At 70.6% G+C, this 26,979-nt stretch carries 29 protein-coding genes and 2 riboswitches; of the genes, 20 read left to right on the top strand and 9 right to left on the bottom strand.

Features of this window, described 5'->3' with window-relative positions:
• The 8 genes from hpt (at position 1) to MTP10_RS06260 (ending at position 6,517) form a co-directional block, all read left to right on the top strand.
• On the top strand, positions 1-552 hold the full coding sequence (gene hpt, locus MTP10_RS06225; RefSeq protein WP_310708030.1) for a hypoxanthine phosphoribosyltransferase: 552 nt from the start codon (positions 1-3) through the stop codon (positions 550-552).
• Positions 553-795: 243 nt separating this feature from the next.
• Positions 796-2,790 (top strand): ATP-dependent zinc metalloprotease FtsH, encoded by a 1,995-nt coding sequence (ftsH, locus tag MTP10_RS06230; protein ID WP_310708031.1) that lies wholly within the window; start codon positions 796-798, stop codon positions 2,788-2,790.
• A complete protein-coding gene (gene folE / locus MTP10_RS06235) occupies positions 2,787-3,368 on the top strand; it encodes a GTP cyclohydrolase I FolE (RefSeq protein WP_310708032.1) in 582 nt (193 codons plus the stop codon). Before ftsH ends, folE begins: the two co-directional genes overlap by 4 nt.
• A 592-nt stretch (positions 3,369-3,960) precedes the next feature.
• Complete coding sequence (gene folP, locus MTP10_RS06240; RefSeq protein WP_397201717.1) at positions 3,961-4,767, top strand: dihydropteroate synthase; 807 nt, start codon at positions 3,961-3,963, stop codon at positions 4,765-4,767.
• Positions 4,764-5,210: a nuclear transport factor 2 family protein gene (locus MTP10_RS06245; RefSeq protein ID WP_310708034.1), complete on the top strand. Its 447-nt coding sequence runs from the start codon at positions 4,764-4,766 to the stop codon at positions 5,208-5,210. Before folP ends, MTP10_RS06245 begins: the two co-directional genes overlap by 4 nt.
• The gene (gene folB / locus MTP10_RS06250; RefSeq protein WP_310708035.1) at positions 5,173-5,565 is read left to right on the top strand and encodes a dihydroneopterin aldolase; all 393 of its coding nucleotides are present in this window, start codon (positions 5,173-5,175) and stop codon (positions 5,563-5,565) included. Before MTP10_RS06245 ends, folB begins: the two co-directional genes overlap by 38 nt.
• Complete coding sequence (folK, locus tag MTP10_RS06255; protein ID WP_310708036.1) at positions 5,562-6,065, top strand: 2-amino-4-hydroxy-6-hydroxymethyldihydropteridine diphosphokinase; 504 nt, start codon at positions 5,562-5,564, stop codon at positions 6,063-6,065. The genes folB and folK overlap by 4 nt, the downstream gene beginning before the upstream one ends.
• A gap of 17 nt (positions 6,066-6,082) precedes the next feature.
• The gene (locus tag MTP10_RS06260) at positions 6,083-6,517 is read left to right on the top strand and encodes a DUF3180 domain-containing protein (RefSeq protein WP_310708037.1); all 435 of its coding nucleotides are present in this window, start codon (positions 6,083-6,085) and stop codon (positions 6,515-6,517) included.
• Here MTP10_RS06260 and MTP10_RS06265 read toward each other — a convergent pair.
• Genes MTP10_RS06265 through MTP10_RS06280 form a run of 4 tightly spaced genes read right to left on the bottom strand, consistent with a single transcriptional unit; the run spans position 6,502 to position 9,295 of the window.
• Positions 6,502-6,819 (bottom strand): type II toxin-antitoxin system PemK/MazF family toxin, encoded by a 318-nt coding sequence (locus MTP10_RS06265; RefSeq protein ID WP_310708038.1) that lies wholly within the window; start codon positions 6,817-6,819, stop codon positions 6,502-6,504. The two genes, MTP10_RS06260 and MTP10_RS06265, sit on opposite strands and share 16 nt — an antisense overlap.
• Positions 6,816-7,013 (bottom strand): hypothetical protein, encoded by a 198-nt coding sequence (locus MTP10_RS06270; protein WP_310708039.1) that lies wholly within the window; start codon positions 7,011-7,013, stop codon positions 6,816-6,818. Before MTP10_RS06270 ends, MTP10_RS06265 begins: the two co-directional genes overlap by 4 nt.
• Before the next feature lie 3 nt (positions 7,014-7,016).
• The gene (locus MTP10_RS06275; RefSeq protein WP_310708040.1) at positions 7,017-8,153 is read right to left on the bottom strand and encodes an acyltransferase; all 1,137 of its coding nucleotides are present in this window, start codon (positions 8,151-8,153) and stop codon (positions 7,017-7,019) included.
• A complete protein-coding gene (locus MTP10_RS06280) occupies positions 8,150-9,295 on the bottom strand; it encodes an NADH-quinone oxidoreductase subunit D (RefSeq protein ID WP_310708041.1) in 1,146 nt (381 codons plus the stop codon). The genes MTP10_RS06275 and MTP10_RS06280 overlap by 4 nt, the downstream gene beginning before the upstream one ends.
• 146 nt (positions 9,296-9,441) lie before the next feature.
• Here MTP10_RS06280 and MTP10_RS06285 point away from each other — a divergent pair, with 146 nt between their 5' ends.
• Positions 9,442-10,128, top strand: a complete 687-nt coding sequence (locus MTP10_RS06285; RefSeq protein ID WP_310708042.1) for a DoxX family protein — start codon at positions 9,442-9,444, stop codon at positions 10,126-10,128.
• A 3-nt stretch (positions 10,129-10,131) separates the two neighbouring features.
• On the opposite strand, the gene MTP10_RS06290 is transcribed toward MTP10_RS06285, so the two are convergent.
• Positions 10,132-11,454, bottom strand: a complete 1,323-nt coding sequence (locus MTP10_RS06290) for an aminotransferase class V-fold PLP-dependent enzyme (RefSeq protein WP_397334422.1) — start codon at positions 11,452-11,454, stop codon at positions 10,132-10,134.
• A 44-nt stretch (positions 11,455-11,498) separates the two neighbouring features.
• Positions 11,499-11,614, bottom strand: a riboswitch (SAM riboswitch).
• Between the two features lie 130 nt (positions 11,615-11,744).
• Between MTP10_RS06290 and MTP10_RS06295 the strand changes: the two genes are divergently transcribed.
• A complete protein-coding gene (locus tag MTP10_RS06295; protein ID WP_310708043.1) occupies positions 11,745-12,482 on the top strand; it encodes a TerC family protein in 738 nt (245 codons plus the stop codon).
• The gene (locus MTP10_RS06300) at positions 12,482-13,672 is read left to right on the top strand and encodes a cytochrome P450 (RefSeq protein WP_310708044.1); all 1,191 of its coding nucleotides are present in this window, start codon (positions 12,482-12,484) and stop codon (positions 13,670-13,672) included. Before MTP10_RS06295 ends, MTP10_RS06300 begins: the two co-directional genes overlap by 1 nt.
• 34 nt (positions 13,673-13,706) lie before the next feature.
• Here MTP10_RS06300 and MTP10_RS06305 read toward each other — a convergent pair whose 3' ends face one another.
• Positions 13,707-14,669, bottom strand: a complete 963-nt coding sequence (locus tag MTP10_RS06305; RefSeq protein ID WP_310708045.1) for an SAM-dependent methyltransferase — start codon at positions 14,667-14,669, stop codon at positions 13,707-13,709.
• 516 nt (positions 14,670-15,185) lie between these two features.
• On the opposite strand from MTP10_RS06305, the gene MTP10_RS06310 reads away from it, so the two are divergent.
• The 5 genes from MTP10_RS06310 to MTP10_RS06330 all read left to right on the top strand — a co-directional run bounded on the left by MTP10_RS06310 (position 15,186) and on the right by MTP10_RS06330 (position 20,766).
• A complete protein-coding gene (locus MTP10_RS06310) occupies positions 15,186-16,076 on the top strand; it encodes a DUF2520 domain-containing protein (RefSeq protein ID WP_310708046.1) in 891 nt (296 codons plus the stop codon).
• Entirely contained in the window at positions 16,067-16,936 is an 870-nt protein-coding gene (panC, locus tag MTP10_RS06315) for a pantoate--beta-alanine ligase (RefSeq protein WP_310708047.1), read from the top strand. The genes MTP10_RS06310 and panC overlap by 10 nt, the downstream gene beginning before the upstream one ends.
• A 9-nt stretch (positions 16,937-16,945) precedes the next feature.
• Positions 16,946-17,299 carry a hypothetical protein gene (locus MTP10_RS06320; protein WP_310708048.1) on the top strand — a complete coding sequence of 118 codons (354 nt, stop codon included), beginning with the start codon at positions 16,946-16,948 and terminating at the stop codon, positions 17,297-17,299.
• Between the two features lie 94 nt (positions 17,300-17,393).
• The gene (locus MTP10_RS06325; RefSeq protein WP_310708049.1) at positions 17,394-19,979 is read left to right on the top strand and encodes an L-aspartate oxidase; all 2,586 of its coding nucleotides are present in this window, start codon (positions 17,394-17,396) and stop codon (positions 19,977-19,979) included.
• Between the two features lie 4 nt (positions 19,980-19,983).
• On the top strand, positions 19,984-20,766 hold the full coding sequence (locus MTP10_RS06330; protein ID WP_310708050.1) for a type III pantothenate kinase: 783 nt from the start codon (positions 19,984-19,986) through the stop codon (positions 20,764-20,766).
• Positions 20,767-20,835: 69 nt separating this feature from the next.
• Here the strand turns inward: MTP10_RS06330 and MTP10_RS06335 are convergent, their stop codons facing one another.
• Together MTP10_RS06335 and MTP10_RS06340 are read right to left on the bottom strand one after the other, a co-directional pair.
• On the bottom strand, positions 20,836-21,042 hold the full coding sequence (locus MTP10_RS06335) for a hypothetical protein (protein WP_310708051.1): 207 nt from the start codon (positions 21,040-21,042) through the stop codon (positions 20,836-20,838).
• Positions 21,039-21,335, bottom strand: a complete 297-nt coding sequence (locus tag MTP10_RS06340) for a hypothetical protein (protein WP_310708052.1) — start codon at positions 21,333-21,335, stop codon at positions 21,039-21,041. Before MTP10_RS06340 ends, MTP10_RS06335 begins: the two co-directional genes overlap by 4 nt.
• A gap of 158 nt (positions 21,336-21,493) precedes the next feature.
• On the opposite strand from MTP10_RS06340, the gene lysX reads away from it, so the two are divergent.
• Positions 21,494-22,975, top strand: coding sequence for a bifunctional lysylphosphatidylglycerol synthetase/lysine--tRNA ligase LysX (lysX, locus tag MTP10_RS06345; protein WP_310708053.1), 1,482 nt, complete (start codon positions 21,494-21,496; stop codon positions 22,973-22,975).
• Positions 22,976-23,314: 339 nt separating this feature from the next.
• The gene (locus tag MTP10_RS06350; protein ID WP_310708054.1) at positions 23,315-23,527 is read left to right on the top strand and encodes a LuxR C-terminal-related transcriptional regulator; all 213 of its coding nucleotides are present in this window, start codon (positions 23,315-23,317) and stop codon (positions 23,525-23,527) included.
• A 15-nt stretch (positions 23,528-23,542) separates the two neighbouring features.
• Here MTP10_RS06350 and MTP10_RS06355 read toward each other — a convergent pair whose 3' ends face one another.
• Positions 23,543-24,583, bottom strand: a complete 1,041-nt coding sequence (locus MTP10_RS06355) for an NlpC/P60 family protein (RefSeq protein ID WP_310708055.1) — start codon at positions 24,581-24,583, stop codon at positions 23,543-23,545.
• Between the two features lie 5 nt (positions 24,584-24,588).
• A riboswitch (cyclic di-AMP (ydaO/yuaA leader) is annotated at positions 24,589-24,744 on the bottom strand.
• 266 nt (positions 24,745-25,010) lie between these two features.
• Between MTP10_RS06355 and MTP10_RS06360 the strand changes: the two genes are divergently transcribed.
• Positions 25,011-25,580: an amino-acid N-acetyltransferase gene (locus MTP10_RS06360; protein WP_310708056.1), complete on the top strand. Its 570-nt coding sequence runs from the start codon at positions 25,011-25,013 to the stop codon at positions 25,578-25,580.
• 85 nt (positions 25,581-25,665) lie between these two features.
• The gene (locus tag MTP10_RS06365) at positions 25,666-26,973 is read left to right on the top strand and encodes an RDD family protein (protein WP_310708057.1); all 1,308 of its coding nucleotides are present in this window, start codon (positions 25,666-25,668) and stop codon (positions 26,971-26,973) included.
• The last annotated feature ends 6 nt before the right edge of the window (positions 26,974-26,979 follow it).

The following is a 26,979-nucleotide window of genomic DNA, read 5'->3' on the forward strand; positions in this document are numbered from 1 at the left end:
GTGGACGCTGCCGACATGGGCCAGGACCTGGAGAAAGTCCTCATTCCGGAGGACGAGCTCCAGGCGAAGATCAAAGAGCTCGCCGAGCGGATCGACCAGGACTACGCGGGCAAGGACGTGCTGCTCGTAGGGGTGCTCAAGGGCGCCGTCATGGTGATGGCCGACCTGGCCAGGGCGTTGCACGTGCCCGTGCAGATGGACTGGATGGCGGTGTCGTCCTACGGCGCGGGCACCAGGTCATCGGGTGTCGTACGGGTGCTGAAGGACCTGGACACCGACATCATGGGCCGCCACGTGCTGATCGTCGAGGACATCATCGACTCCGGCCTGACCCTCCACTGGCTGCTGGAGAACCTGAAGTCGCGCGATCCCGCGTCGCTGGAGATCTGCGCCGCGCTGCGCAAGCCCGACGCGGTCAAGGTGCCGATCGACGTGAAGTACGTGGGTTTCGACATTCCCAACGAGTTCGTCATCGGATATGGCCTCGACTACGCGGAGCGTTACCGCAATCTGCCCTTCATCGGGACGCTCGCTCCCCATGTTTACGAGTAGCAATCCGATGAGCCGCCGGGAACACCACCCGACCTGACGTACGTTGGTAGGGCAAGACCGGTGTAGCGGGCGGTCCCTCCGCGCGCTGTGCCGGTGTACCTTCTGACTCCTGAAGGGTGACCGCGTGTCCTCTTCGGGTAGTCGGAAGAATCTCGCGGTGTCGGATGCCGCGGCCCCGGGACCTGTTCCGGGGTTCAAGGCCATGGTCAGGAAGGGACGGGCCCGCAAGGGGTTCCGCATCGGATGGATCTCAAGCGATTTACACGTGGGCCACTGCTGTGGATCCTGGGCATCGTCGTGCTACTCCTGCTCGTCACCCAGCTCTGGAGCGGCGGCGGAAACTTCAAGCAGGCCGACACGTCCACGGTCCTTCAGCAGATTCGCGCCGGAAATGTTAGTAACGCGAAGATTGTCGATAAAGACCAGCGGATCGAGCTGACGCTCTTCAGCCCGATCACGGTCCGGCCGGGCGACACCCCGACCAAGACGATCCAGTCTGACTGGGTGGGCGGCTACGGCCCCAAACTGACCGAGGAGCTGCAGGCCCAGGTTCAGGCCGGCAAGACCAAGAGCTACACCACCGAGGTGCCGCAGGAGAACTTCCTCGTCAGCATCCTGGTGAGCTTCCTGCCGCTCGTCATCATCGTCCTCATCTTCCTGTTCGTCATGAACCAGATGCAGGGCGGCGGCTCGCGGGTGATGAGCTTCGGCAAGTCCAAGGCCAAGCTGATCACCAAGGACACCCCGAAGACCACCTTCGCCGACGTCGCGGGAGCCGACGAGGCCATCGAGGAGCTCCAGGAGATCAAGGAGTTCCTGCAGGCCCCGGCCAAGTTCCAGGCGATCGGCGCCAAGATCCCCAAGGGCGTGCTGCTGTACGGCCCGCCCGGCACCGGCAAGACCCTGCTGGCCCGCGCGGTCGCGGGCGAGGCCGGGGTGCCGTTCTACTCGATCTCCGGCTCCGACTTCGTCGAGATGTTCGTCGGCGTCGGCGCCTCGCGGGTCCGTGACCTGTTCGAGCAGGCCAAGGCCAACGCCCCGTCGATCATCTTCATCGACGAGATCGACGCCGTCGGCCGCCACCGCGGCGCCGGCCTGGGCGGCGGTCACGACGAGCGCGAGCAGACCCTCAACCAGCTGCTCGTCGAGATGGACGGCTTCGACGTCAAGGGCGGCGTGATCCTCATCGCCGCGACGAACCGGCCCGACATCCTCGACCCGGCGCTGCTGCGCCCGGGCCGCTTCGACCGCCAGGTCACCGTCGACCGGCCCGACCTGGAGGGCCGCAAGGGCATCCTGCGGGTCCACGGCCGCGGCAAGCCGTTCGCGCCGGACGTCGACCTCGACGTCATCGCCCGCCGCACGCCGGGCTTCACCGGCGCCGACCTGGCCAACGTGATCAACGAGGCCGCGCTGCTCACCGCACGCGCCGACCAGAAGCTGATCACGATGGAGGTCCTCGAAGAGGCGATCGACCGCGTCATGGCAGGGCCCGAGCGCAAGACCCGGGTCATGTCCGACAAGGAAAAGAAGATGATCGCCTACCACGAGGGCGGTCACGCGCTGGTGGCGCACGCGCTGCCGAACTCCGACCCGGTTCACAAGATCACGATCTTGTCCCGGGGCCGCGCGCTCGGTTACACGATGACGCTGCCCATGGAGGACAAGTTCCTCGCCACCCGCTCCGAGATGATGGACCAGCTCGCGATGCTGCTCGGCGGCCGCGCGGCGGAGGAGCTCGTGTTCCACGAGCCCACCACCGGCGCCTCCAACGACATCGAGAAGGCCACGGCCGTCGCCCGGCGCATGGTGACCGAGTACGGCATGAGCGAGCAGCTCGGCGCCCGCAAGTTCGGCACCGGGCAGGCCGAGGTGTTCCTGGGCCGCGAGATGGGCCACGAGCGCGACTACTCCGAGAAGATCGCTTCGACGATCGACGAGGAGGTCCGCCGCATGATCGAGACGGCGCACGACCAGGCGTGGGACATCCTGGTCGAGTACCGCGACGTGCTCGACAACCTCGTGCTGGAGCTGATGGAGAAGGAGACGCTCTCCCGCGACCAGGTGCTCCAGATCTTCGCGCCGGTCGTGGTCAGGGCGCACCGCCCCTCCTACGCCGGCTACGGCAAGCGGCTCCCGTCCGACCGCCCGCCCATCCTGACCCCGAAGGAGCAGTCGGCCAACGGCTCGCTCACCCCGGGCCACCAGGACGCGCTGCCCTCGGGAGACGGTGCGTGAAGTCGCACGACGTAGACCTGGGCCGGATCGAGAAGGCCGTCCGCGAGATCCTCTACGCCATCGGCGAGGACCCGGACCGTGACGGCCTGCTCGACACCCCGGCCCGGGTCGCCCGGGCCTACGCCGAGCAGTTCTCGGGCCTGGGCCAGACCCCCGAGGACGTGCTGAACAAGGTCTTCGACGTCGACCACGACGAGATGGTGCTGGTCAAGGACATCGAGGTCTACTCCACCTGCGAGCACCACCTGGTGCCGTTCCACGGCTTCGCCCACGTGGGCTACATCCCGAACGACCGCGGGCAGGTGACGGGCCTGTCCAAGCTGGCGCGCCTGGTCGACGTGTACGCCCGGCGCCCGCAGGTGCAGGAGCGGATGACGTCGCAGATCGCGGACGCGCTGATGCGGGTGCTGGAGCCGCGCGGGGTGATCGTGGTGGTGGAGTGCGAGCACCTGTGCATGACGATGCGAGGGGTGCGCAAGCCGGGCGCCAAGACCGTCACCTCGGCGGTCCGCGGCGACTTCCGCACCAGCGACAAGACCCGCGCGGAGGCGATGGCGCTCATCCTCGGCCGCCTCTGACGCGGCGAGGACGAGTCAGTCTCTGTTACGGCGAAGCCACCTGGGCCCCAGTCGCCGTACGTGGCTGAGGGCCTCCAGGGAGACGCCCGCTGAGCCCGCACGTGGCCGGCCGCCGCTACGCGCGCGACGCCGGCCACGGCCTCCCTCACGCCGGCCACGGCCTCCCTCACGGCGGCCCGGTTCCCTTACGGCCGCCAGGTTCCCTCAGGCCCCTCTTGGTGACCTGGGCCGCCTCACCCGACCCCCCCCGAAGGTGGCTCCTCCAGCCGAGGCCGCCCACGGTTATCTCCGGCCGCCCGGCACCACCTCCCGCAAGCCCTCGACCGGTGGCATGTCCGCCCGGCGAGACAGACGTTCTCGTCACCTCCGCCGGGTGCCCGAGAGGTGTGTCGTGGCCGTGGGGGCTTGCCGGGAGGGGCGTAAAAAGGGGCCAAAAACGAGAGGACCGGCGGCAAGTGGGCCTGGGTGGGATTCGTTATCCACAATGGGGTACCCATGACATCAACAGGTCTGGGCAAGCGCCTAGGCTTGGGCCATGACAAGCGGGCCGACAAGCGTGCCAGGACTGGCAGCAGAGGAGCGGTGCCTCGTCATGGGCGTGGTCAACGTGACGCCCGACTCCTTCTCCGACGGCGGTCTGTGGTTCGACGAGGAGGTGGCCATCCGGCACGGGCTGGAGCTGGTCGAGGAGGGGGCCGACATCGTCGACGTGGGCGGTGAGTCGACCCGGCCCGGCGCGGCGCGGGTGTCCCTGGAGGAGGAGCTGGCGCGGGTGGTGCCGGTCATCAGGGAGCTCAGTGCCCGGGGCGTGGCCGTCAGCGTCGACACGATGCGGGCCGAGGTCGCCAGGGCGGCCGTGGAGGCCGGGGCGCGCCTCGTCAACGACGTGAGCGGCGGTCTGGCCGACCCCGAGATGCCGCGCGTGGTGGCCGACACCGGCGTCCCCTACGTGGTGATGCACTGGCGCGGCCACAGCGCCGACATGCAGAGCAGGGCCGTCTACTCCGACGTGGTGACCGAGGTGCGCGAGGAGCTCGCCAAGCGGGTGGACCTGGTGCTGGCCGAGGGCGTGTCGGAGGAGCAGGTCGTGCTCGACCCCGGCCTCGGCTTCGCGAAGAACGCCGCCCACAACTGGGCGGTGCTGGCCGGCATGCCGCGCCTGGCAGAGCTGGGCTTTCCGCTGCTCATCGGCGCCTCGCGCAAGAGGTTCCTGGGGCGGCTGCTCGCCGGTGACGACGGCGCCCCGCGCCCGTTCAGCCGTAGTGACGACGCCACGGTGGCCGTGACGGCGCTGGCCGCACGCGCCGGCGCCTGGTGCGTCAGGGTTCACAAGGTGGCGCCCAACGCCGACGCCGTCCGCGTGGCAGCCGCATGGGAGAGAGCCGGAGCCGATACATGAGCGTCGACACTGCCGCCATCGAGACCGTCAACCAGGACTTCTACACCGCGATCGAGGACGCCGACCTCGACCGGATGACGGAGATCTGGGCCGAGGACTCCGCGGAGGAGCAGGTCAGCTGCGTCCACCCGGGTTGGTCGCTGCTGACGGGGCGGTCCGAGGTGCTGCGCTCCTGGGCGCTCATCATGGCCAACACCACCTACATCCAGTTCGTGCTGACCGACGTGAGCACGACCGTGCTGGGTGACGTGGCGGTCCTCACGTGCGTGGAGAACATCCTCACGGCCGGCGACGAAGGTGAGTCGAGCTTCGCCGCGGGCAAGGTTGTGGCGAGCAACGTCTATGTCCGTACCTCTCAGGGCTGGCGGCTGTGGATGCACCACGGCTCGCCGGTGCTCCAGGGTGATGACGACGAGGAGGAGGACGGCGAGCTTGAGCGCTGACCGGATCGCGCTGAAGGGCCTGCGCGCCCGGGGGCGGCACGGGGTGCTGCCCGCCGAGCGGGAGCTGGGGCAGGAGTTCGTGGTCGACGCGACGCTGTTCCTGGACACCCGGCCCGCCGCGGCGGCCGACGACCTCACCCTCACGGTCCACTACGGCGAGCTGGCCCAGGCGCTGGTCAAGGTCGTGGAGGGCGAGCCGGTGCAACTGATCGAGACACTGGCGCAGCGCCTGGCCGACGTGTGCCTGGCCGATGACCGGGTGCGCACGGTCGAGGTGAGCGTGCACAAGCCGGCCGCGCCGATCCCCGCGCCCTTCGACGATGTGATCGTGACGATCGAGCGGAGTCGCCCATGAGATGTGTCCTCTCCCTCGGCAGCAACCTCGGCCGGCGCTTCGACACGTTGCAGGGGGCCGTCGACACGCTGTTCGACGCTCCGGGGCTGGAGTTCGTCGCGGCGTCACCGGTGTACGAGACCGATCCGGTGGGCGGTCCGCCGGGCCAGCGCCCGTACCTCAACGCGGTCGTGATCGCCGAGACGTCGCTGCCGCCGCGCGCGCTGCTGGAGCGGGCGCAGAGCGTCGAGAACGCCTTCGGGCGGGAGCGGCTGGAGCGGTGGGGCCCCCGCACACTGGACATCGATCTCGTCGTGGTGGGCGAGACGGTCTCCGACGAGCCCGACCTGACGCTGCCGCATCCGCGGGCCCACGAGCGGGCGTTCGTGCTGGTGCCGTGGTGGCGGGCCGACCCCGAGGCCGTGCTGCCCGGTCACGGCGCGGTGGCCGACCTGCTCTCGGACGTCGATCAGCGGGGCGTGCGGTTGCGCGACGAGCTCAAGCTGCAGAGGCCCGATTGAGGCCGACCCGTCCCGGCGTGCTCGTCGGTCTCGTCGTCGTCGTCGCCCTGCTCACCTGGATGGTGGTCAGGCAGTTCTATGCCGAGCTGCCCATCGTGCCGTGGACCGCGATCCCCACCGTGCTGCTGCTGGCCCTCGGCGAGGCGTACAGCGCGTGGATGACCAAGGCCCGCATCGACCACAAGCCGGGCACCAAGCCGGTCGAGCCTCTGGCGGTGGCGAGGTTGGTCGCCCTGGCCAAGGCGTCGTCCTACGCCGGCGCGGTGTTCGGCGGGGTGTTCGCCGGGTTCGCGCTGCACACGGTCCAGCTCCTGACGCGGGAGACGCCGCGCACGGAGTTCTTCATCGCGACGGGTTCGTTCCTGGCGTTCGTCGCGCTGATCGGCGCGGCCCTGTTCCTGGAGCACTCCTGCCGCATCCCGGACGGCCCGGAGGATCAGAGCCCGAGGTAGAGCCCGAGGGCGTGCCCCACTTCGCCCATCTCGTCCCTGCCCAGGTAGGAGACCGGCTCGCCGTGGACGAACGAGGTGTCGATCGTGCGGATCTGGTCCACGAGGAGGCGGGTCCGGCGTCCGCCGAACTCCACTTCCGGCCTGAAGACCGAAGGCTGCGCGCTGGTGGAGGCCGGGATGACGGTGGCGACGGTCCATGACATCCCGGCCGGGCTGATCACGAGGCCGAAGCGCCGCCCTCGCTGCTCATGGCCTCTCTTGGCGTCACCCAGATCGACACGGTAGATCGCGCCGCGGATCACCAGGCGTCCTCTTCGACGGACAGGTCCTCGCCGGCGAGTCGTTCCGCGTCGGCGCGTGCCTGCTGGAGCCAGACCTCCCGCTCCAGGAGGCGGAGGGCGCGACGGATCACGTCGCTGGTCCGCTCGCCCTCTTCCATGGCGGCCTTGATGATGCGTTCGTCCTCAGGGGTGGCCCGGAAGCCGATGTTGGTCACGCCTCAAGAATGCCGCCGTGTTGAACTTTTGTCGTGCGATTGTTCGGCGCGGGGACGGCGGTTGTAGAGGAGGAGGACCGGGAGGGTGCAGACCAGCGGTCCCAGGATGGCGATGGGGCGTTCCAGCCACCACTTGAGGTCCGGCGGCACCTTGGCGCCCAGCGTCCCGAACAGCCACCACGACACCCCCAGCGCGATCGCCATCCCGGTGGTGTGGAAGAGGAACAGCGGCAGCGCGAAGCGGTTGATCGTGGCGTTGACGTGCCGCCAGCCCGGCCGCTCCAGCACCCGCTCCATCGACGGCCGCAGCACCTCGACCAGTCCGATCTGGAAGATCAGCAGGGCGACGATGACGAACGTGGGCGGCGCCATGTTCGACCACTTGTCGCCCGGCACGCCGACCATGGATCCGGGGTAGATGCCGGAGTAGACCAGGCCGAACAGGGCGAACAGCCCGGTCCACAGCACGCCCACGTCGTAGCGGCGGGGCAGGATGACGATCCGGTCGTAGAAGAACCCGGCCTGGTGGGCGAGCCCCCAGACCACGATCATGTTGAGCCAGCCCGCCCACTCCACGCCGTACCGGAAGCGGACCACGTCCACGATCAGCGCGGCGCCGCCGAGCCAGATCAGCGCCAGCACGTCGTAGCGCCGGTGCAGCCACAGCGCCACCGGCAGCAGCGCGATGAGCACCAGGTAGACGCCGAGGAACCACAGCGGGCTGAGCACGAGCAGCACGACCCGCCACATCCAGTCGACGCCGAACGCCCACGTCACGACGGCGCCGGCGACCGCCCACACGCCGGACAGGACCAGCGCCGGGACGGCCAGCGCGCGGATGCGCCGCCACACGAACGCCCCGATGCCGACGCCGCGCTGCCTGGCCCGGTTCCAGGACAGCAGGTGGACGTGCCCGCCGATGTAGAAGAACAGCGGCAGCACCTGGAGCAGCCAGGTCAGGATCCACAGCCCCGAGGTGAACCCGAGCGGGCTGGTGGGCTCCGGTCCGCCGGGCTCCCACTGCAGGATCGTGAACGCCCAATGCCACAGCACGACGACGATGAGACTGAGCGCGCGCAGGAAGTCGACGTACTTGTCGCGGGGAGCGGCCGGGGGAGCCGGGGATTCGGGGGTGGTCACTTGTCGATGTCGCCCACGACGAAGAACATCGAGCCGAGGATGGCCACCATGTCGGCCACGAGCTGGCCGGGCAGCATCTCGCGCAGCACCTGGATGTTGTTGTACGAGGCGGAGCGGAGCTTGAGCCGCCACGGCGTCTTGTCGCCCTTGGAGACGAGGTAGTAGCCGTTGATGCCCAGGGGATTCTCCGTCCAGGCGTACGTGTGGCCCTCGGGGACCTTCAGCACCTTGGGCAGGCGCTGGTTGATGGGGCCGGGCGGCAGCGAGCGGAGCCGCTCCACGCAGGCGTCGGCCAGGTCGAGGGAGACCTTGAGCTGCTCCAGCAGCACCTCGAAACGGGAGTGGCAGTCGCCCGCGCCACGCGTGACGACCTTCACGGGCAGCTCGGGGTAGGCAAGGTACGGCTGGTCGCGCCGCAGGTCGAAGTCCACGCCGGAGGCGCGGGCGATGGGGCCGCTGACGCCGTACTGCATGATCTGCTCGCGTCCGAGCACGCCCACGCCCTTGGTGCGGGCCAGGAAGATCTCGTTGCCGAGGATGAGGTCCTCGATGTCGGGGACGCGGCGCCGGGTCTCGGCCACCGCCTCCGACACCCGGTCGAGCCATCCGTACGGGAGCTCCTCCTTGAGGCCGCCGACCCGGTTGAACATGTAGTGCATGCGGCCGCCGGAGATCTCCTCCATGACGCCCTGGATGCGTTCGCGCTCGTTGAAGGCGTAGAAGACGGGGGTGATCGCGCCGAGCTCCAGCGGATAGGAGCCGAGGAACATCAGGTGGCTGAGCACCCGGTTGAGCTCGGCCAGCAGCGTGCGGGCCCAGACGGCGCGGACGGGCGGCTCCATGCCGAGCAGGCGCTCGGCCGCGATGACCACGCCCAGCTCGTTGGCGAAGCCGGACAGCCAGTCGTGCCGGTTGGCCAGCATGATGACCTGCCGGAAATCGCGGACCTCGAACAGCTTCTCGGCGCCCCGGTGCATGTAGCCGATGATCGGCTCGGCCGTGGCGATGCGCTCGCCGTCCAGGGTGAGGCGCAGCCGCAGGACGCCATGGGTCGACGGGTGCTGCGGGCCGATGTTGAGGATCATGTCCTCGGTCGCCAGCTCCTTCGCGCCCGCGCCGATGCCGACCACGCGTTCCGTCATAGGGCCCATGCTGCCACCGGTCGCCGTGGTGATCCAGCGCGGGGTGGACGGCCCCGTCCGGTCGGGGTCGGTCAAGGAACGGTATGGACGCGCATCGCCAAACCGGACGGCGGGGAGATATAGCAGCAAATGGGGGGAGAATCACCATGAAGAGAGTGATGTTCGATCTGGCCGCGCTCATTGTGCGGATCGTGATCGGCGTGATCTTCGTGGCTCACGGATTGCAGAAGTGGCAGGGTGGTCTGGGGGCCGTGTCGAAGATGATGGGCCAGAGCGGAGTGCCGCTGCCGCAGCTCGCCGCCGCGTTCACGGCCACCGTGGAGACCGTGGGGGGCATCCTGCTGATCATCGGCCTGCTGGTGCGGCCGGCGGCGGTGGCGCTGCTCGTCGTGCTCGGCGGCGCCTTCGTGTTCGTCCACCGCGGGCATGGGATCCTGAGCTCCAGCGGGGGCTGGGAGCTCGTCGGGGCACTGGGGTCGGTGTGCCTGCTGCTTCTCGTGCTGGGAGGCGGGCGGGCGAGCGTCGACCAGGTGCTCACCCACTGGTACCGGCGCAAGGCCGAGCACCGTCACGCCGCGCAGGAGACGGCCGGCGCGTCCGCAGGAGCCGCGCCTGCCGCACCCACCAGGGCGGCGCCTGTCCCGCCTGCCGAATCCCAGCCCGCGCCGCCGACGCAGCCCATGCCCAGGAGCACGCCCGCGGAGGACACGACGGCGCCCCGGCAGCACCCTCCGGACGACGGCTCACACCGGCCCGGCAACCTCAGCGACCAGGACATGAGCGACCTTGACGCGCTCTTCAACGACGAGCACCGCAAGCCACCCAACCGGTGACGGTCAGGCGGGGCGGCGGGCGGCGAGGTCGCGCAGGGCGCCGACGAGGCGGTCCACGTGCTCCTCGGTCGTCCCGATGCCGATCGAGGCCCGCACCGCCGAAGCCGTGCCGTCCTCGCAGCCGCCATCGGTCTCTCCCAGCAGGTGCCGGACGAACGGGTGCGCGCAGAACTTGCCGTCGCGCACCCCGATGCCGTAGTCACCCGACAGGGCCTCGGCGACCTCGCGCGCAGTGAGCCCGTCCACGGTGAACGACACGATGCCCACGCGCGGGTGGTCCGGCCCCCACAGCGACAGCTCCCGTACGCCCTCGATGGAGGCGAGTCCGGTGCGCAGCCGCGCGATCAGCCGCTCCTCCTCGCGCACCAGCGCCGTCCAGCCCGTGGCGGTGAGTGCGTCGCAGGCGGCGGCCAGCGCGATGGCGCCCAGCACGTTCGGTGTGCCGGCCTCGTGGCGCGGCTCGGGGTCGTCGTGCCACTCGGTGATCCCGTCCTCGCCCGGCGCGACGGACCGCACGGCTCCGCCGCCCTTCAGGTACGGCTCGCCCGCGGCCAGCCAGTCGCGGCGCCCGATCAGCACCCCGGCCCCGAACGGCGCGTACAGCTTGTGGCCCGAGAAGGCCACGTAGTCGAGGTCAAGTGCCGTCAGGTTGAGCCGACGGTGCGGCACGAGCTGGGCGGCGTCCACGAGGATGCGCGCCCCGTGGCGGTGCGCGATGTGCGCCAGCGCCGCGATCGGCCACAGCTCGCCGGTGACGTTCGACGCGGCGGTCACCACGAGCAGCTTGGGCCCGTCCACGGCGGCCAGCGCCTCGTCGGCCGCGCGGACGGCCTCACCGGGGAACGCGGGCGCGGCGAGCCGCACGACCCTCTTCCACGGCAGCAGCGAGGCGTGGTGCTCGGTGTCGAACACGACAGTCGTGGTGCCGGCGGGCAGGCAGCCGGCCAGCAGGTTCGTGGCGTCCGTGGTGTTGCGCGTGAAGATGACCGCGTCGTCGGGACGGGCGCCGGCGAAGGCGCGGACCGTGTGGCGCGCCTGCTCGTACCGGGCGGTGGTGAGCTGGGAGGCGTAGCCGGCGCCGCGGTGGACGCTGGAGTAGGCCGGGAGCGCGGCGGTGACCGCGGCGCTGACCGGCTCCAGACAGGGAGCACTGGCGGCGTAGTCCAGGTTGGCGTACCCCACGAGCCGCCCGCCCCTGACCGGCACCTCCAGATCGGCGCCGAGCACGGCCGGGATCGGCCGGTGGCCACGCGGATGCGACGTACCGGCGGACGCGCCGGCGGTGGACTGGGCGGGGGCGGAGCCGAAGATGCTCAACGTGGACAAGGCGAACCTCCTGCAAGGCCATCGGACCCCTGGAGCAGCCTCGGAGCCCGCGCTTGCCCGCCACACCTCGTGACGGACCAGGTCTTCACCCGGGGCACCCCGCCGCGGACGCGAGGGTTGCCGGCCAGCTAGCCGGGGCTTCGTGCTGGCACTCATGACCTACGTCCGAACTATAACCGACAGTCCCCGATGAATCGCAACCTCGCGAACTTCCTCGGCACCCGACTCGTTGGACCTGGGAAACCGGCCGTCCCCGACCGAAATGTGGAGGTAAGCAGATGCTGGATTGGGTGACCGACCCTCAGATCTGGATAGGGTTCTTCACCCTTGTCGCTCTGGAGATCGTCCTAGGCATCGACAACATCATCTTCATCTCCATCCTGGCCGGCAAGCTGCCGCCCGAGCAGCGTGACAGGGCCCGCGTGCTCGGTCTCGGGGCGGCCCTGGTCAGCCGGCTGCTCCTGCTGCTGGCGCTGTCGTGGGTGGTTCGGCTGACGGCCCCGCTGTTCGAGGTTTTCGGCCAGGAGATATCCGGGCGCGACCTGATCCTGCTGCTGGGCGGGCTGTTCCTGCTCGCCAAGAGCGTCACCGAGATCGGGCACAGCATGGAGCTGAAGGAGGAGGACGGCAAGAAGCGCGTGGCCACCTCGTTCGTCTCGGTCATCCTGCAGATCATGGTGCTCGACGTGGTGTTCTCGCTGGACTCGGTCATCACCGCCGTCGGCATGGTGGACGAGCTGGGCGTCATGATCGCGGCCGTCATCGTGGCGGTGCTGGTGATGCTGTTCGCCTCGGGACCGATCAGCAGGTTCGTGGACCTGCACCCGAGCATCAAGATGCTGGCCCTGGCGTTCCTCGTGCTGATCGGGGTGGTCCTCGTCGCCGAGGGGCTCGGTCAGCACATCCCGAAGGGCTACATCTACTTCGCCATGGCCTTCTCCGTCATCGTGGAGCTCCTGAACATCAGGATGCGCGGCCGCCACTCCAAGCAGCTCGCCACCTCGGAGGAGCCTCCTAAGATGCAGTAGTGCGCTTTGACCCCCGGAATCCGGATTTCGTCGCCCACCCGTACGGCGTCTACGACGAGCTGCGCCGTACGGACCCGGTGACCTACTACGAGCCCACCGACCAGTGGCTGATCTCCCGGCACGCCGACGTGAACGCCCTGCTCAGGGATCGTCGCCTGGGCCGGACCTACCTTCACGTGGCGACGCACGAGGAGTTCGGCAGGACGCCCGAGCCGGACTTCCAGGAGCCGTTCTGGAGGGTCAGCCGGAACGGCATGCTCGAAGTCGAGCCGCCGCTGCACACCCGGCTGCGGCGGCTCGTGTCCAAGGCGTTCACGCCGCGCATGGTGGAGTCGCTGCGGCCCCGCGTGCGGGCGGTCGCAGGGGGCCTGGTGGACGCGTTCGTGGAGAAGGGCGGCGGCGACCTCATCGCCGAGGTCGCCGAGCCGCTGCCGGTGACGGTCATCGCGGAGATGCTGGGCATCCCCGAGTCGGACCGTCACCTGCTGCGCCCCTGGTCGGCCGACATGTGCGGCATGTACGAGCTCAACCCCACGCCGGAGGCGCAGCACGCGGCGGTGCGCGCGGCCGAGGAGTTCGAGGGCTACCTCAAGGCGCTGGCCCGCGAGCGCGCCGCCGACCCCGGCGACGACCTGATCAGCGCGCTGGCCGGCATCGACGAGCTGACCGAGGACGAGCTGGCCGGCACCTGCGTGCTCCTGCTCAACGCCGGCCACGAGGCCACCGTGAACGGCACGGGCAACGGCTGGTGGTCGCTGTTCCGGCACCCGGACCAGCTCGCCCGGCTGCGCGCGGACCGGTCCCTGCTGCCCACGGCGGTCGAGGAGCTGCTGCGCTACGACACGCCGCTCCAGCTCTTCGAGCGCTGGGTGCTGGAGGACATCGAGGTCCACGGCACGCGCATCCCGCGCGGGTCGGAGGTGGCGCTGCTGTTCGGCTCGGCCAACCGGGACCCTGACGTGTTCGACGACCCGGACCGGCTGGACCTGGGACGGGCCGACAACCCGCACATCTCGTTCGGCGCGGGCATCCACTTCTGCCTGGGGGCTCCGCTGGCCCGCATCGAGATGGTGGAGTCGTTCGGCGCGCTGCTGGACCGCACGACCGAGCTGGAGCTGGTCAGCGAGCCGTCCTGGAAGCCCGGGTACGTCATCCGGGGGCTGCGCTCCCTGGACCTCCGCGCCGCCTGAGCCTTCCCCTCCCGGGGACGTGCGGACGACCCGGTCAGCGGCGCTGGGCGAGCCAGCCGAAGCCGCCGAGCCCTCCGGGATCGATCAGCTCGGCCTCCTCCGAGGCGCGCGCCAGCGCCCGGAGGTAGGCGCGCGGATCACGCCGCGCGAGGTCCATCGGCGGACGTGTCCCAGTGATCCCCAATGCCCGCAACGCGGCGCGTTGTGTGGACAAGGTTGTGGATATCGCGCCGGCCCGCAGGCCGGCCTCGGCGCACGCGTCGAGCGCGACGTGCGCGGTGATGTCGCAGGTGCCGTCGGGGATGGGGGCCACGGCGGCGCCGTCGCGGTAGCCGGTCAGCGTCCCCCGGGGCGGACGGTTATCCACAGGGTGTGCATAATCCACGGCCACCGCCAGACCCCCGGCGAGGCGTCCGACGACCGCCGCCCAAGCGGCGTCGCGCGGGTGGCCGATCTCGGCCCGCCACCCCACGCACGGCAGCGGCCACCAGCGTGCCAGCCACGCCTCGTCCTCGGGGCTCACGGGGCCGCCCAGCCGCTCCTCGCCGGTACGGGTGTCCACCATGACCAGCCGCGTCCCCTCCGACGTCCGCTCGGCCACGTCCACCGGGATGTTGTCGAGCCACTCGTTGGCGATCGCCACGCCCGTGATGACGTCCGGCAGGGCAGGGGTCCAGGTGACCGTGAGCGGCAGACCGTGGGGCCTGGGGGAGAGGTCGACGGCTGTGACCCGCAGCCGCCGGCGCAGCGACGGGTCCGCCGCTTCCAGCACGTGCCGCACCAGCAGGCCCTCGCCGGCCCCGATGTCGACGAGGTCGAGGACGGGCGGGTGGCCCAGCCCGGCGTCGGTCTCCGTCAGCAGCGCGAGAACCGCGTCGGCGAAGGCGGGGGTGGCGCTGACCGAGGTGCGGAAGTGACGCGAAGGGCGCTCGCGGAGGTAGAAGCCGTCCTCGCCGTAGAGCGCGCGCTCCGTCGCCGCACGCCAGGTGAGCCACATGACTGGACTATCTCATGATCCAGCCATGACACGGACGGTCATCGTCGCGCTACCGTTTGTCACCGCCTTGCGCTAACCTTTGCCCGTCGCCAGGGCAGTCGTACACGTCCGCGACACGTTCGCGGCGGGTCACGGCGTGCCGCCGGGCGCGGCCGGCACGGAGGAGGGGTCGGAAGCGCGTGGCGGCGCCGGGTGGCGCGGAGCTCGGGCGGCCAATGGCGGCCTGCCCGAGCTCCAGTTCCCCGGCCGGCCAGTCGGCGGATGGGCGGCCAGGAGCGCGCACCTCCAAGGGGCTCGCACACCGGCGCGGGTGCCGGGTCCGGTCGGTGATCCGGCGCCCGTGACCGTGCGGGTGGACCCTCTCCTCATCTCTTCCGACAGGAAGTACGCCTCCTTTTGCTTCCCTTGTCCCATTTGTCGCTAACTCAACATGCGGCAAAACCCCGATCACGTAGGCAGTCCCGCACGGCCGTTACGCTGGGCGGCAGGCCATCAGGTCGACAGGGGTGGGAACGCATGAACGCAGGCGATCGCCCGGCACGGCTGGCCGTGGGCGTGCTGGGGGCAGGAAAGGTGGGCTCCGCGCTCGGCGCCGCGCTCGCGCACGCCGGGCACCGGATCGTCGCCGCCAGCGGGGTCTCCGACACCTCGCAGCGCTGGGCCGCCGAGCGGCTGGGGCTCACCCCGTCGCCGCCCGACGAGGTCGTCGCCGCCGGCGAGCTGATCCTGCTCACGGTGCCCGACGACACGCTGCCCGACCTCGTGGCCGGCCTCGCCCAGGCGGGCGTCGACCTGCGCGGCAAGCTGCTCGTCCACACCAGCGGCGCGTACGGGCTGTCCGTGCTGGAGCCGGCCTCCCGGGCCGGCGCGCTGCCGCTCGCGCTGCATCCCGTGATGACGTTCACCGGCCGCGACGACGACCTCAGCCGCATCACCGGCTGCTCGTTCGGCGTGACCGCGCCCGACACGCTCCGGCCCATCGCGGAGGCGCTGGTCATCGAGATGGGCGGCGAGCCTGTCTGGATCGCCGACGCCGACCGGCCCCTCTACCACGCGGCCCTGGCCGGAGCCGCCAACCACATGGTCACGCTCATCGCCGAGTCGTCGGAGCTGCTCGGGCGCATCGGCGTCGACCACCCGGGCAGGATGCTCGGGCCGCTGCTCGGAGCGGCCCTCGACAACGTGCTCCGGCTCGGCATCTCCGGCCTGACCGGGCCGGTCGTGCGCGGCGACGCGGGCACCGTGCGCCGGCACGTCGACGCGCTCATCCTGGCGGCGCCCGAGGCCGCCGACGCCTACGTCGCGCTGGCCAGGCTCACCGCCGACCGCGCACTCGCCGCCGGACTGCTGAAGCCCGAGGAGGCCGAGCGCCTGCTCGACGCGCTCGGAGGGAACATATGGACCTGATCGTCGCCAGGGACCGCCTCGACCTGGTCAAGGCCCGGAGCGACTGGGACGGCGGGGCGAGCGTGGCCCTGGTGCCGACCATGGGCGCGCTGCACGCGGGGCACCGCTCGCTGATCCGGGAGGCCAGGGCGAGGGCGGACCGGGTCGTGGTCAGCATCTTCGTCAATCCGCTCCAGTTCGGCCCTAACGAGGATTTTTCGCGTTATCCCCGTACATTCGATGCCGACCTGGAGGTGTGCCGGGCCGAGGGCGCCGCCGTGGTGTTCGCGCCGTCCGTCGAGTCCATGTACGACCCCGAGCGCCAGGTCGGGGTCTCGTCGGGGGCCATGGGCGAGGTCGTCGAGGGCGCCAGCCGGCCCGGTCACTTCGACGGCATGCTCACCGTCGTGCTCAAGCTGTTCAACCTCGTCCAGCCCGACCTCGCCGTCTTCGGGCAGAAGGACGCCCAGCAGCTCGCCCTCATCCGGCGGATGGTGCGCGACCTCGACGTGCCGGTCGAGATCGTGGGCGCGCCGACGGTCCGCGAGCCCGACGGCCTGGCTCTGTCCAGCCGCAACCGCTACCTGTCGGCCGTCGAGCGGGGCTCGGCGCTGGCCCTGTCCCGGGCGCTGCGGGCGGGCGCCGCCGAGACCGCGCCGTCGAAGGTGCTCGCGGCCGCGCGGGCCGTGCTCGACGCCGCCGCCTCCGAGCTCGCGCTGGACTATGTCGTCCTGGTGGACCCGGCCACGTTCACCCCCGTGGACGAGTCGTACACCGGCGAGGCCGTGCTCGCCGTGGCCGCCAAGGTCGGGAACACCCGCCTGATCGACAACCTGATTCTCACGCTCGACCCCCTTGAGGATCAGATCACCGACTCGTAGCGTCATGGGATGACCGACGACGAGCTACGGGACGAACTTCTACGCCGGACGCGCGTCGACCGGGAGGCGCGTGACCCCCGCCACGCCTCCGACCCCGGCTGGGCCGACCGGTGCGCCGCCGTGGACGAGGACAACACGGTGTGGCTCATGTCCGTGGTCAGCAGCCAGGGCTGGCCGCTGATCTCGCAGGTGGGCGAGGACGCCGCGCGGGCGGCCTGTCTCCTCGCTGAGCAGGCCGACGCCGCGCCCGAGCTGCAACGCCGCTTCCGCGCCGCCATGGCCGACGCCGCCGGACGCGGCGAGGCGCAGCCCGGCCAGCTGGCCGGGCTGGAGGACCGGGTACGGGCGAACCGGCGACCCTGAACGACGCCCCCGGAAGGGGTACCCCCGTGGGCGGCGCATCGACGGGGAGGGATTATCGTCATTCTGACGAAAGCACCTCGAACGAGGAGACCCCATGAGTACCCCGCCGATTCCCCTGCGGTTGACGGCTCCGGCTCCCGGTTGGGAGGTCGAGGCGGACGTGGTCGTCGTCGGCTCCGGCGTCGCCGGCCTCACCGTGGCCCTGCGCCACACCGAGCTCGACCCCGCCGCCAAGGTCCTCGTCGTCACCAAGGACGTCCTGTCCTCCGGCTCCACCCGGTGGGCGCAGGGCGGCATCGCGGCCGTGCTCGATCCCGCCGACACCCCCGAGGAGCACCTGAGCGACACCCTGCTGGCCGGCGTCGGCCTGTGCGACGCGCGGGCCGTCCGGACGCTCGTGACCGAGGGCCCCGGCGCGCTGCGGCGCCTGATGGGGCGCGGTGCGCGGTTCGACCGCACCCCGGACGGCGAGCTCCAGCTCACCCGCGAGGGCGGCCACCGGCGCGACCGCATCGTCCACGCGGGCGGCGACGCCACCGGAGCCGAGGTGCAGCGGGCCCTGGCCGAGGCGGTCCGCGCCGCCTCGATCGAGATCATCGAGCACGCCCTGGTGCTGGACCTGATCAAGGACGCCCGGGGGCGCGCCGCCGGGTTGACGTTGCACGTCATGGGCGAGGGCGCGCGCGACGGGGTGGGCGCTGTGCGGGCCCGGGCCGTGGTGCTGGCCACCGGCGGCATGGGCCAGGTGTACGCGGCCACGACGAACCCCGCCGTCTCCACGGGCGACGGCGTGGCGCTCGCGCTCCGGGCCGGGGCCGTCCTCCGCGACCTGGAGTTCGTCCAGTTCCACCCGACGGTGCTCTGGCTCGGCGAGGGCTCGACGGGCCAGCAGCCGCTGATCTCCGAGGCGGTGCGCGGGGAGGGGGCGTTCCTGGTCGACCACGAGGGCAACGCGTTCATGCGGGGCGTCCACGAGCTGGCCGACCTGGCGCCGCGCGACGTCGTCGCCAAGGCCATCACGCGGACGATGCGCGAGACGGGCCGCGACCACGTGTACCTGGACGGCCGGCACTTCGGCGCGGACAAGTGGGCCACGCGCTTCCCCACCATCTACGCGCTCTGCCGTGAGCACGGGATCGACCCGGTCACCGAGCTGATCCCCGTCGCCCCGGCGGCGCACTACGCCAGCGGCGGCGTCCGTACGGACCTGTCAGGCCGTACGTCCATCGAGGGCCTGTACGCGTGCGGCGAGGTGGCCTGCACGGGCGTGCACGGCGCGAACCGGCTGGCCTCCAACTCGCTGCTGGAGGGCCTGGTCTTCGCCGAGCGCATCGCCGAGGACGTCCACGCCGCCTCCCGCGCCCGCCGGACCGCCGCCGACCCGGCAGAGGGAAGCGGCGCCGACCCGGGCGGGCTGGTGGACCCGCGGGTGCGGGCGCGGATCCAGGCGCACATGAGCCGTGGCTCCGGCGTGCTGCGGGAGCGCGAGGCGCTGGCCGCCACGGCGCGGGCGCTGCGCGACGCCCGCTGGACCCCGGTCCAGGTGGCTCCCTGCACCGAGTCGTGGGAGGCCACGAACCTGCTCACGGTCGCCAGCGCGCTCACCGCCGCCGCCGCGGCCCGGCTGGAGACGCGCGGGTCCCACTGGCGTGAGGACTTCCCCGAGCGGGACGACGACGAATGGCTGGGCCACCTGGACGTGACCCTGACCGAGGAGGGCCTGAGGATGACCTACACCCCGCACGCCGACGGGCTGCCGCCGCGCCTGGCGCAGGAGCTGGGCGCCGCCGGGCTCGACCCCGCCGAGGTGGACGCGCTGATCGGCCGGGCGCTGGCCGAGGACCTCCAGGAGGCCGGCGACGTGACGAGCCTGGCGACGATCCCGGCGGGGGCCCGCGCCGTGGCCGACGTGGTGGCCCGCGCCGACGGCGTCGTGGCCGGCCTGGCCGCCGCCGAGGCCGTGTTCGTACGGCTGGGCGCCACCCGCGCGGAGCGGCGGGCCAAGGACGGCGAGCGGGTGCGCGCGGGCGACGTGCTGATGACCGTGGAGGGCTCGACGAGGGGCCTGCTGACGGCGGAGCGCACCGCGCTGAACCTGCTCACCCACCTGTCCGGGATCGCCACGCTCACCGCGAGGTGGGTGGAGGCGGTCAGCGGCACCCGGGCGCGCGTGCGTGACAGCCGCAAGACGCTGCCGGGCCTGCGCGCGCTGGAGAAGTACGCGGTGCGCTGCGGCGGCGGCGTCAACCACCGGATGTCCCTCTCGGACGCCGCCCTGATCAAGGACAACCACGTGGTGGCCGCGGGCGGGGTCGCCGAGGCGTTCCGTGCGGTCCGCGAGAGGTACCCGGACCTGCCGATCGAGGTGGAGGTGGACCGCCTGGACCAGCTCGGCCCCGTGCTGCAGGAGGGGGCCGAGGAGATCCTGCTGGACAACTTCACTGTCGAAGAGATCGCCATTGCCGTACAAATGGTTCAAAATCGTACGAGCATGGCCCAAAATCGGACGAGCACGGAAAACCCGGCGAGAAGGAACGATCTGGTGAAGCTGGAGGCGAGCGGCGGCCTGACGTTGGATTCGGCGCGTCCTGTGGCCGAAACTGGCGTCGACTACCTTGCGGTGGGAGCGCTCACCCATTCGGCGCCGGCCCTGGACATCGCACTGGACCTACGGGGGTAAACGGATGCTGCTCACGATCGACGTCGGCAACACGCACACGGTGCTCGGTCTGTTCGAGGGCGATGAGGTCATCGAGCACTGGCGGCTCGCCACCGACGCGCGCCGCACCGCCGACGAGATCGCGGTCGTCCTGCAGGGGCTGCTCGCCCAGTCGCCCCTGCTGAAGGGCGCCGACGTGAGCGGCATCGCGATCTGCTCCACGGTCCCGAGCGTGCTCAACGAGATGCGCGAGATGTGCCGCCGCTACTACGGCGACGTGACCGCGGTGATCGTGGAGCCCGGCGTGCGCACGGGCGTGCCGGTGCGCATGGACAACCCCAAGGAGGTCGGCAGCGACCGCATCGTCAACGCGCTCGCGGCCATCGACCAGTACGGCGGCCCGTGCATCATCGTCGACTTCGGCACCGCGACCTCGTTCGACGCGGTGTCGGCCAAGGGCGAGTACGTGGGAGCCGTCACCGCCCCCGGCATCGAGATCTCCGTGGACGCGCTCGCGGCGGCCGGCGCCCAGCTCCACAAGGTCGAGCTGGTCCGCCCCCGGTCGGTCATCGCCAAGAACACCGTCGAGGCCCTGCAGGCCGGCATCATCTACGGCTTCGCCGGCCAGGTGGACGGCATCGTCGAGCGGATGGTCGCCGAGCTGGCCGACGACCCCGACGACGTGACCGTGGTCGCCACCGGCGGGCACGCGGCGCTCGTGGTCAGCGAGTCCCGCTCCATCGACGTGCACGAGCCCTGGCTGACGCTCATCGGCCTGCGGCTCATCTACAACCGCAACACCAGCTGACACCCCCCGAACACGGACGAGCGGCCCCCGCTCGGGAAGGGGGCCGCTCGGGACGGAGGCGGGCGACGGCTACTCGCTCTCGGCGGTGTAGATGTACTCCCAGGGACCGCACTTCGTCGGGTACGAGCCGTGCTGGCCGGTCTGGCAGACCTTCACCCGCACGCTGGTGGCGTCCTCGGTCTCGAAGTGGAACCTCTTGTAGCCGGGGAAGCCGCAGTACTTCTTGCTGTAGACCTGGGACCACTCGTGGTCGAAGTCGCTCGCCTCGAACTTCACGTACGCGCACTTGCCGCCTCGTCGTAGTCACGGTCGTCCAGGTCGAACAGCCGGCCCCGGACGTCGACGGAGTTGGACTCCTGCTCGTCGTCCCAGTCGACGCTGATCCGGCCGTCGGCCTTGGCGAGGTGCTGGCGCGAGAACACCGGGCCCCAGGAGTCGCTGTCGTAGTGGGCCGCCGAGGACGCGGAGGACGCGGTCGCGGTGGTGGCTCCGGCGGCCGTCGGCAGCGCCAGCGCCAGGGCGGTGGTCGCAGCGGCGGCCAGGACACCGGTCGCGATCTGCTTGATCATGATCTCTCCTTGAGCTCTCTCCCTGGGCCGGCTCCCTGCCGAACCCCCCTGAGCTCTTGGGTCATGGGTAACGCGGAGGTCTTGCGGGGGCGTTGCGATGACCCTGCAACGAACCGACGAGCCCTTGCAGTTCGCCATATCCCCTACTCTTTGATGCTGTGAGCGACGAACTTCCCGAGCAGATGCGCATCCGGAGGGAGAAGCTCGACCGCCTTCGCAGCGAAGGCGTCGACCCCTACCCGGTGAGCTTCCCGCGCACGGCGACCAACGCCGAGGTCAGAGCGACACACGAGGGCCTGGAGCCCGACACCGCGACCGGTGAGCAGGTCGCGGTCGCGGGCCGCGTCATGCTCAACCGGATCGGTGGGAAACTCTGCTTCGCCACGCTCCGCGACGGCACCGGCGACCTGCAGGTCATGATCTCCCTCGACCGGGTGGGCGAGGAGTCCCTGGCAGCCTGGAAGCGCGACGTCGACCTGGGCGACCACGTGGGCGTGATCGGCGAGGTCATCACCTCCCGGCGTGGTGAGCTGTCGATCATGGCCGAGAGCTGGCAGATCACCTCCAAGTGCCTGCGCCCGCTCCCGGAGAAGCACATCGGCCTCACCGACCCGGAGGCGCGGGTCCGCCAGCGCTACGTCGACCTCATCGTCAACGACGAGGCGCGGGAGATGGCCCGCATCCGCAGCGCCACCGTGCGCGCGGTGCGCGACTTCTGGCACGAGGAGGGCTACCTCGAGGTCGAGACGCCCATGCTCCAGCCGATCCACGGCGGCGCGACGGCCCGGCCGTTCAAGACCCACATCAACGCCTACGGCATGGAGCTCTACCTTCGCATCGCGATCGAGCTCTACCTCAAGCGGCTCGTCGTCGGCGGCATCGAGAAGGTCTTCGAGATCAACCGCAACTTCCGCAACGAGGGCGCGGACTCCACGCACAACCCCGAGTTCACCATGCTCGAGGCGTACGGCACCTACCTCGACTACAACGACATGGCCGACCTGACCCAGCGGATGTACCAGAAGGCCGTGGTCGCCGCGCTGGGCACCTCGGTGGTCGTGCACGACGGCGTCGAGGTGGACCTGGGCATCCCTGAATGGCCGCGCGTCACGCTGTACGGCGCCGTGTCGGAGGCGGTGGGCGAGGAGATCACCACCGAGACGCCGATCGAGCGCCTGCGCGACCTGGCGGACAAGCACGACGTCCACCACGACCCCAAGTGGGGTCCCGGCAAGCTGGTCCAGGAGCTGTTCGAGGCGCTCGTGGAGCACACGCTCATCCAGCCGACGTTCGTCATGGACTACCCGCTGGAGACCTCGCCGCTGACCCGGCAGCACCGCGACAACCCGCTGCTGACGGAGAAGTGGGACCTCATCGGGTTCGGCACGGAGCTGGGCACCGCCTACTCCGAGCTCATCGACCCGGTCGAGCAGCGCCGCCGCCTGGTCGAGCAGTCGCTGCTGGCGGCGGGCGGCGACCCGGAGGCCATGCAGCTCGACGAGGACTTCCTGCAGGCCCTGGAGTACGCGATGCCGCCCACCGGCGGCATGGGCGCCGGCATCGACCGGATGATCATGGCGTTCACCGGCAAGAACATCCGCGAGACGATCCTCTTCCCGCTCGTCAAGCCGGCCCACTGAGCCCCGGCCGTGCCGCCGCACCCGTGGCGGCACGGCGAAGGGCCCTGAGAACGGGTCATGCGCAATTGCGGGATCGTGCCGGACTAAATGCGCCGGTGGGCGCCCGCGTCAGGATTCCCGGTGAGGGCCTGTAAGGGCCGCTGTGATCGCGCAGCGTGCCCCGAAGTGCCGACACTCGCCGAGTCCCCCACATACGACGGATCAAGTCAATGACGGCCGTCAAGTGCCACGGATATCGCGCTTGACGGCCTTTCCCGTATGCGTTTAACGTCTGCGGAGCGAACAGCTTTGCACGGGCCGACGACGACTCCGAGACTGCTGTTGGGGGGAGGGCTCCCGATGGATGTGCTCACCGATCAGGTTGAGCTTAGCCACGCCGATCTAGCCTTGCTGGCGGAGCTTGCCAGGGGAGTCACCGTCGATCGGGTGGGCAGGCGCCTCGACATCAGCGGGCGCACCGTGCGCCGCCGGCTGCGCGGCATCTGCGACCGCATCGGGGTCGCCACGGCCATCGAGGCAGTCGCCTGGGCCGCCCGCCGCCAGCTCATCTGAGCCGCCCGTCGAGATTCAGTCGGCGACGCGGACGGCGCCCACGAACGGCCGGTTGGCCAGCGACGCCACCCTGACGACGTCACCCGTGCGCGGCGCGTGGACCATCATGTTGCCGCCGATGTAGATGCCGACGTGGTGCAGGTCGCCGTAGAAGAAGACCAGGTCGCCCGGCCGCAGCTCGTCCCTGGAGATGTGCCGGCCGGCGGTCCACTGGCTGCCGGTGTAGTGCGGCAGCGAGATGCCGACCCGCTGGTAGGCGGCCATGACGAGGCCGGAGCAGTCGTACGAGCTCGGCCCCTCGGCACCCCAGACGTACGGCTTGAGCTGCTGTGTGAGCGCCCACCTGGCCGCCTCGGCGGCCTTGCCGGCGCCCGAGATCGGCAGGGCGACGCGGACTGCCGGCGTGCCCGGGCGGCCCGCCTCGCCGATCGCCCGCCTGAACAGGTTGCTCTCCACCTTGGCGACCAGCTTCACGATCTTGTCGCGCTTCGTGTCGAGGTCGGTGACGAGCTTCTCCACCTCGTCGATGTGGGCCTTCGCCTCGGACTGGGCCCGCTTGGCCGTCTCCATGGCCTGGACGACCTGGTTGACCTCGTCGCCGGCCTCCTGGGCCAGCGCGTAGGTGGTGGCGGCCCGGTTGAGGAACGCGCCGGGGTCGCCGTCGTCCATCAGGGCGATGGCGCGGCTGAAGCCGCCGGTCATGTACTCCTGCTGGGCCAGCAGCCTCGTCTTGGCGCGCTTGGCGTCGAGGTCGGCCTGGCTGGTCGCCAGGACCTTCCTGGCCTGCTCGGCGGTCTTGCGGGCGGTCTTGAGCTTCTCGCGCGAGCCGTTGTACTGCTCGCTGAGGGTCTCGATCTCGGTGTGCATCGCCTCGACCCGCTTGGACAGCTCCTTCAGGGAGGGCTCGGGGTCGGCGGCGGCGGACCCGGGCGGGAACGCGAACGCCAGCGCCACGACGGCGGCGCTCAGGACGGCGAAACGGCGCAGGAGCGCCTGTTTCGGAGGGCGGGCATCCAGGCCCGCTCTCGTCCTTCCGCGACGGCGCGTGCGCTTCACCGACCAGCTCCTCTCTTCGACGCCTACCGGGTTAGCTGACGGGTTCGGGCCGGAGCAGCCCTACCGAGCGTGATGCTCGGATTCACCCCATGTGGTGGCACTGAGAGCTCGCCACCGGCGGGTCCCCGGCTCCCCCTGCGGGGATTGGGCGCGTCTCCGCGCGGGGGTCGCGCGGGTGACATCGTCGCTGGACATTAGTGCACCTCGGGTTCGTGCTCAACCAGAACTGCCAACTCTGTAGAGGTATCGCTACCGAAGGGTCACGAGTGGACGACGCGTCACCCGATGCCGGTCCGACTTTATGTCTACTTTGCCATGCCTTGAGCAGTACGTTGCCCGAAGGGAGCGCACGGTAGTGACATGTCGGATGCCGTAGGCGGAGCGGATTTTGGTACGAGCCGTAATGGGATCTGTACTCTGGATGCCCATGGAACAGGTCGCCGAAGTCACCGTGCCTGACACCGAGATCGTGGTGCGCCGCGCCCGCACGTCGGATGTCAGGACGATCAGGCGCCTGGTCGACACCTACGCCGGTGCCGGTCCTCGCCTTCTGGAGAAGGCCACGGTCACCCTGTACGAGGACGTGCAGGAGTTCTGGGTCGCCGAGCGCGGCGGCCAGGTCGTCGGCTGTGGCGCCCTCCACGTGCTCTGGGAGGATCTGGCCGAGATCCGGACCGTCGCCGTGGACCCCGCCTTCCGCGGGCTGGGCATCGGCCACCGGATCGTCGCCGCGCTGACCCGCACGGCGGTGGATCTCGGGCTCAGCCGGGTGTTCTGCCTGACGTTCGAGGTGGACTTCTTCGCCCGCCACGGGTTCCGCCCGATCCAGGGCACCCCGGTCTCCCCGGAGGTCTACGCCGAGCTGCTGGCCTCGTACGACGAGGGTGTGGCGGAGTTCCTCGACCTTGAGCACGTCAAGCCCAACACCCTGGGCAACACCCGCATGCTGCTCCATCTGACATCCGGTGACGCCGACCTTGACCGCCGAGAAAGGTGATTGTTGATACCTATGTCGATACGTTGGGCAGCACAGGCATGTGTCCTGACATGTGCTACATGCACTCTCGAAGCGAGGTGACACGGTGAGCACCGGACAGCCGCCGTATCCACAGGACGAATCCGGCGAGAACGCTGCCGGGAATCCCGAGTACGGACAACACACTCCGAACCGTCCCCACGGTGAGGCCGACCCCGACGCGACGGTGGTGGGTTACCGCGCCGAGGACTACGGTCAGCCCGGCTACGGCCAGCCCCAGCAGGGCTACGGCCAGCCCGGCCAGCCCGGTCAGCCCGGCCAGCCGCAGTACGGCCAGCCGGGCTACGGGCAGCAGGGCCAGTCCCAGCCGGGCTACGGCCAGCCGCAGCAGGGCTACGGGCCCCAGGGGCAGTCGCAGCCCGGCTACGGCCAGCCCCAGCAGGGCTACGGCCAGCCGCAGCAGGGCTATGGGCAGCCTGGCCAGCAGCAGTACGGTCAGCAGCAGCCCTCCCAACCCGACTACGGGCAGCAGCAGTACGGCCAGCAGCCGCCCTCGGGTCAGCAGTACGGCCAGCCCGGCTACGCGCCCCCGCCGCAGCAGGGCTACCAGCAGCAGGGCTACGGCCAGCCAGGCCAGCAGCAGTACGGGCAGCAGCCGCCCTCCCAGCCCGGCTACGGCCAGCCGCAGCAGGGCTACGGGCCCCAGGGTCAGTCGCAGCCCGGCTATGGCCAGCCCCAGCAGGGCTACGGCCAGCAGGGCTACGGCCAGCCCGGTTACGGTGAGCCCGGGTACGGGCAGCCGCAGCAGGGCTACGGCCCGGGGCAGCAGTACGGCCAGCCCGGCTACGGTCAGCCGGGATACGGCCAGCCCTACGGCCAGCCGGTGGGCGTGCAGCCTCCGGGCGCCCCGGCGCCGCTCGCCGAGTGGTGGCAGCGGCTGGTGGCCCGGCTCATCGACTGGGTGATCTTCTTCGTGGTGGGCCTGATCGTCTCGGGCATCCTCGTGGCGCTCCTCGCGGTCAGCTACGACTGGTCCACCGGCAGTTCGTCCGGCCTGCTCAGCGGAACGGCGGTCGGCATCCTGGTCGGCCTCATCCTGACCGCCCTGTACGTCGGCTACGAATTCCTCATGACCAAGATGAGGGGCCAGACCCTCGGCAAGATGGTCATGGGCATCAAGATCGCTCCTGTCGGCGGCCCCGTGCCGCAGGGCGGCCTGCCCACCGACGTCGCGCTCAAGCGGGCCGGCGTGACATGGGGCGGCTATATTCTCGCCGCCTTCCCCATCCCGCTCTCGTCGTTCATCGGCTGGCTTCTGGTGGCCGTGAACGGCGCGTCGCAACTCTGGGACAAGCCGCTGCAGCAGACGTTCGCCGACAAGGTGGCCGGCACCGTGGTGGTCAAGATCAAGTAATCGCGA

The organism is Nonomuraea sp. 3-1Str (assembly GCF_031570565.1).
Classification (GTDB): Bacteria; Actinomycetota; Actinomycetes; order Streptosporangiales; family Streptosporangiaceae; genus Nonomuraea.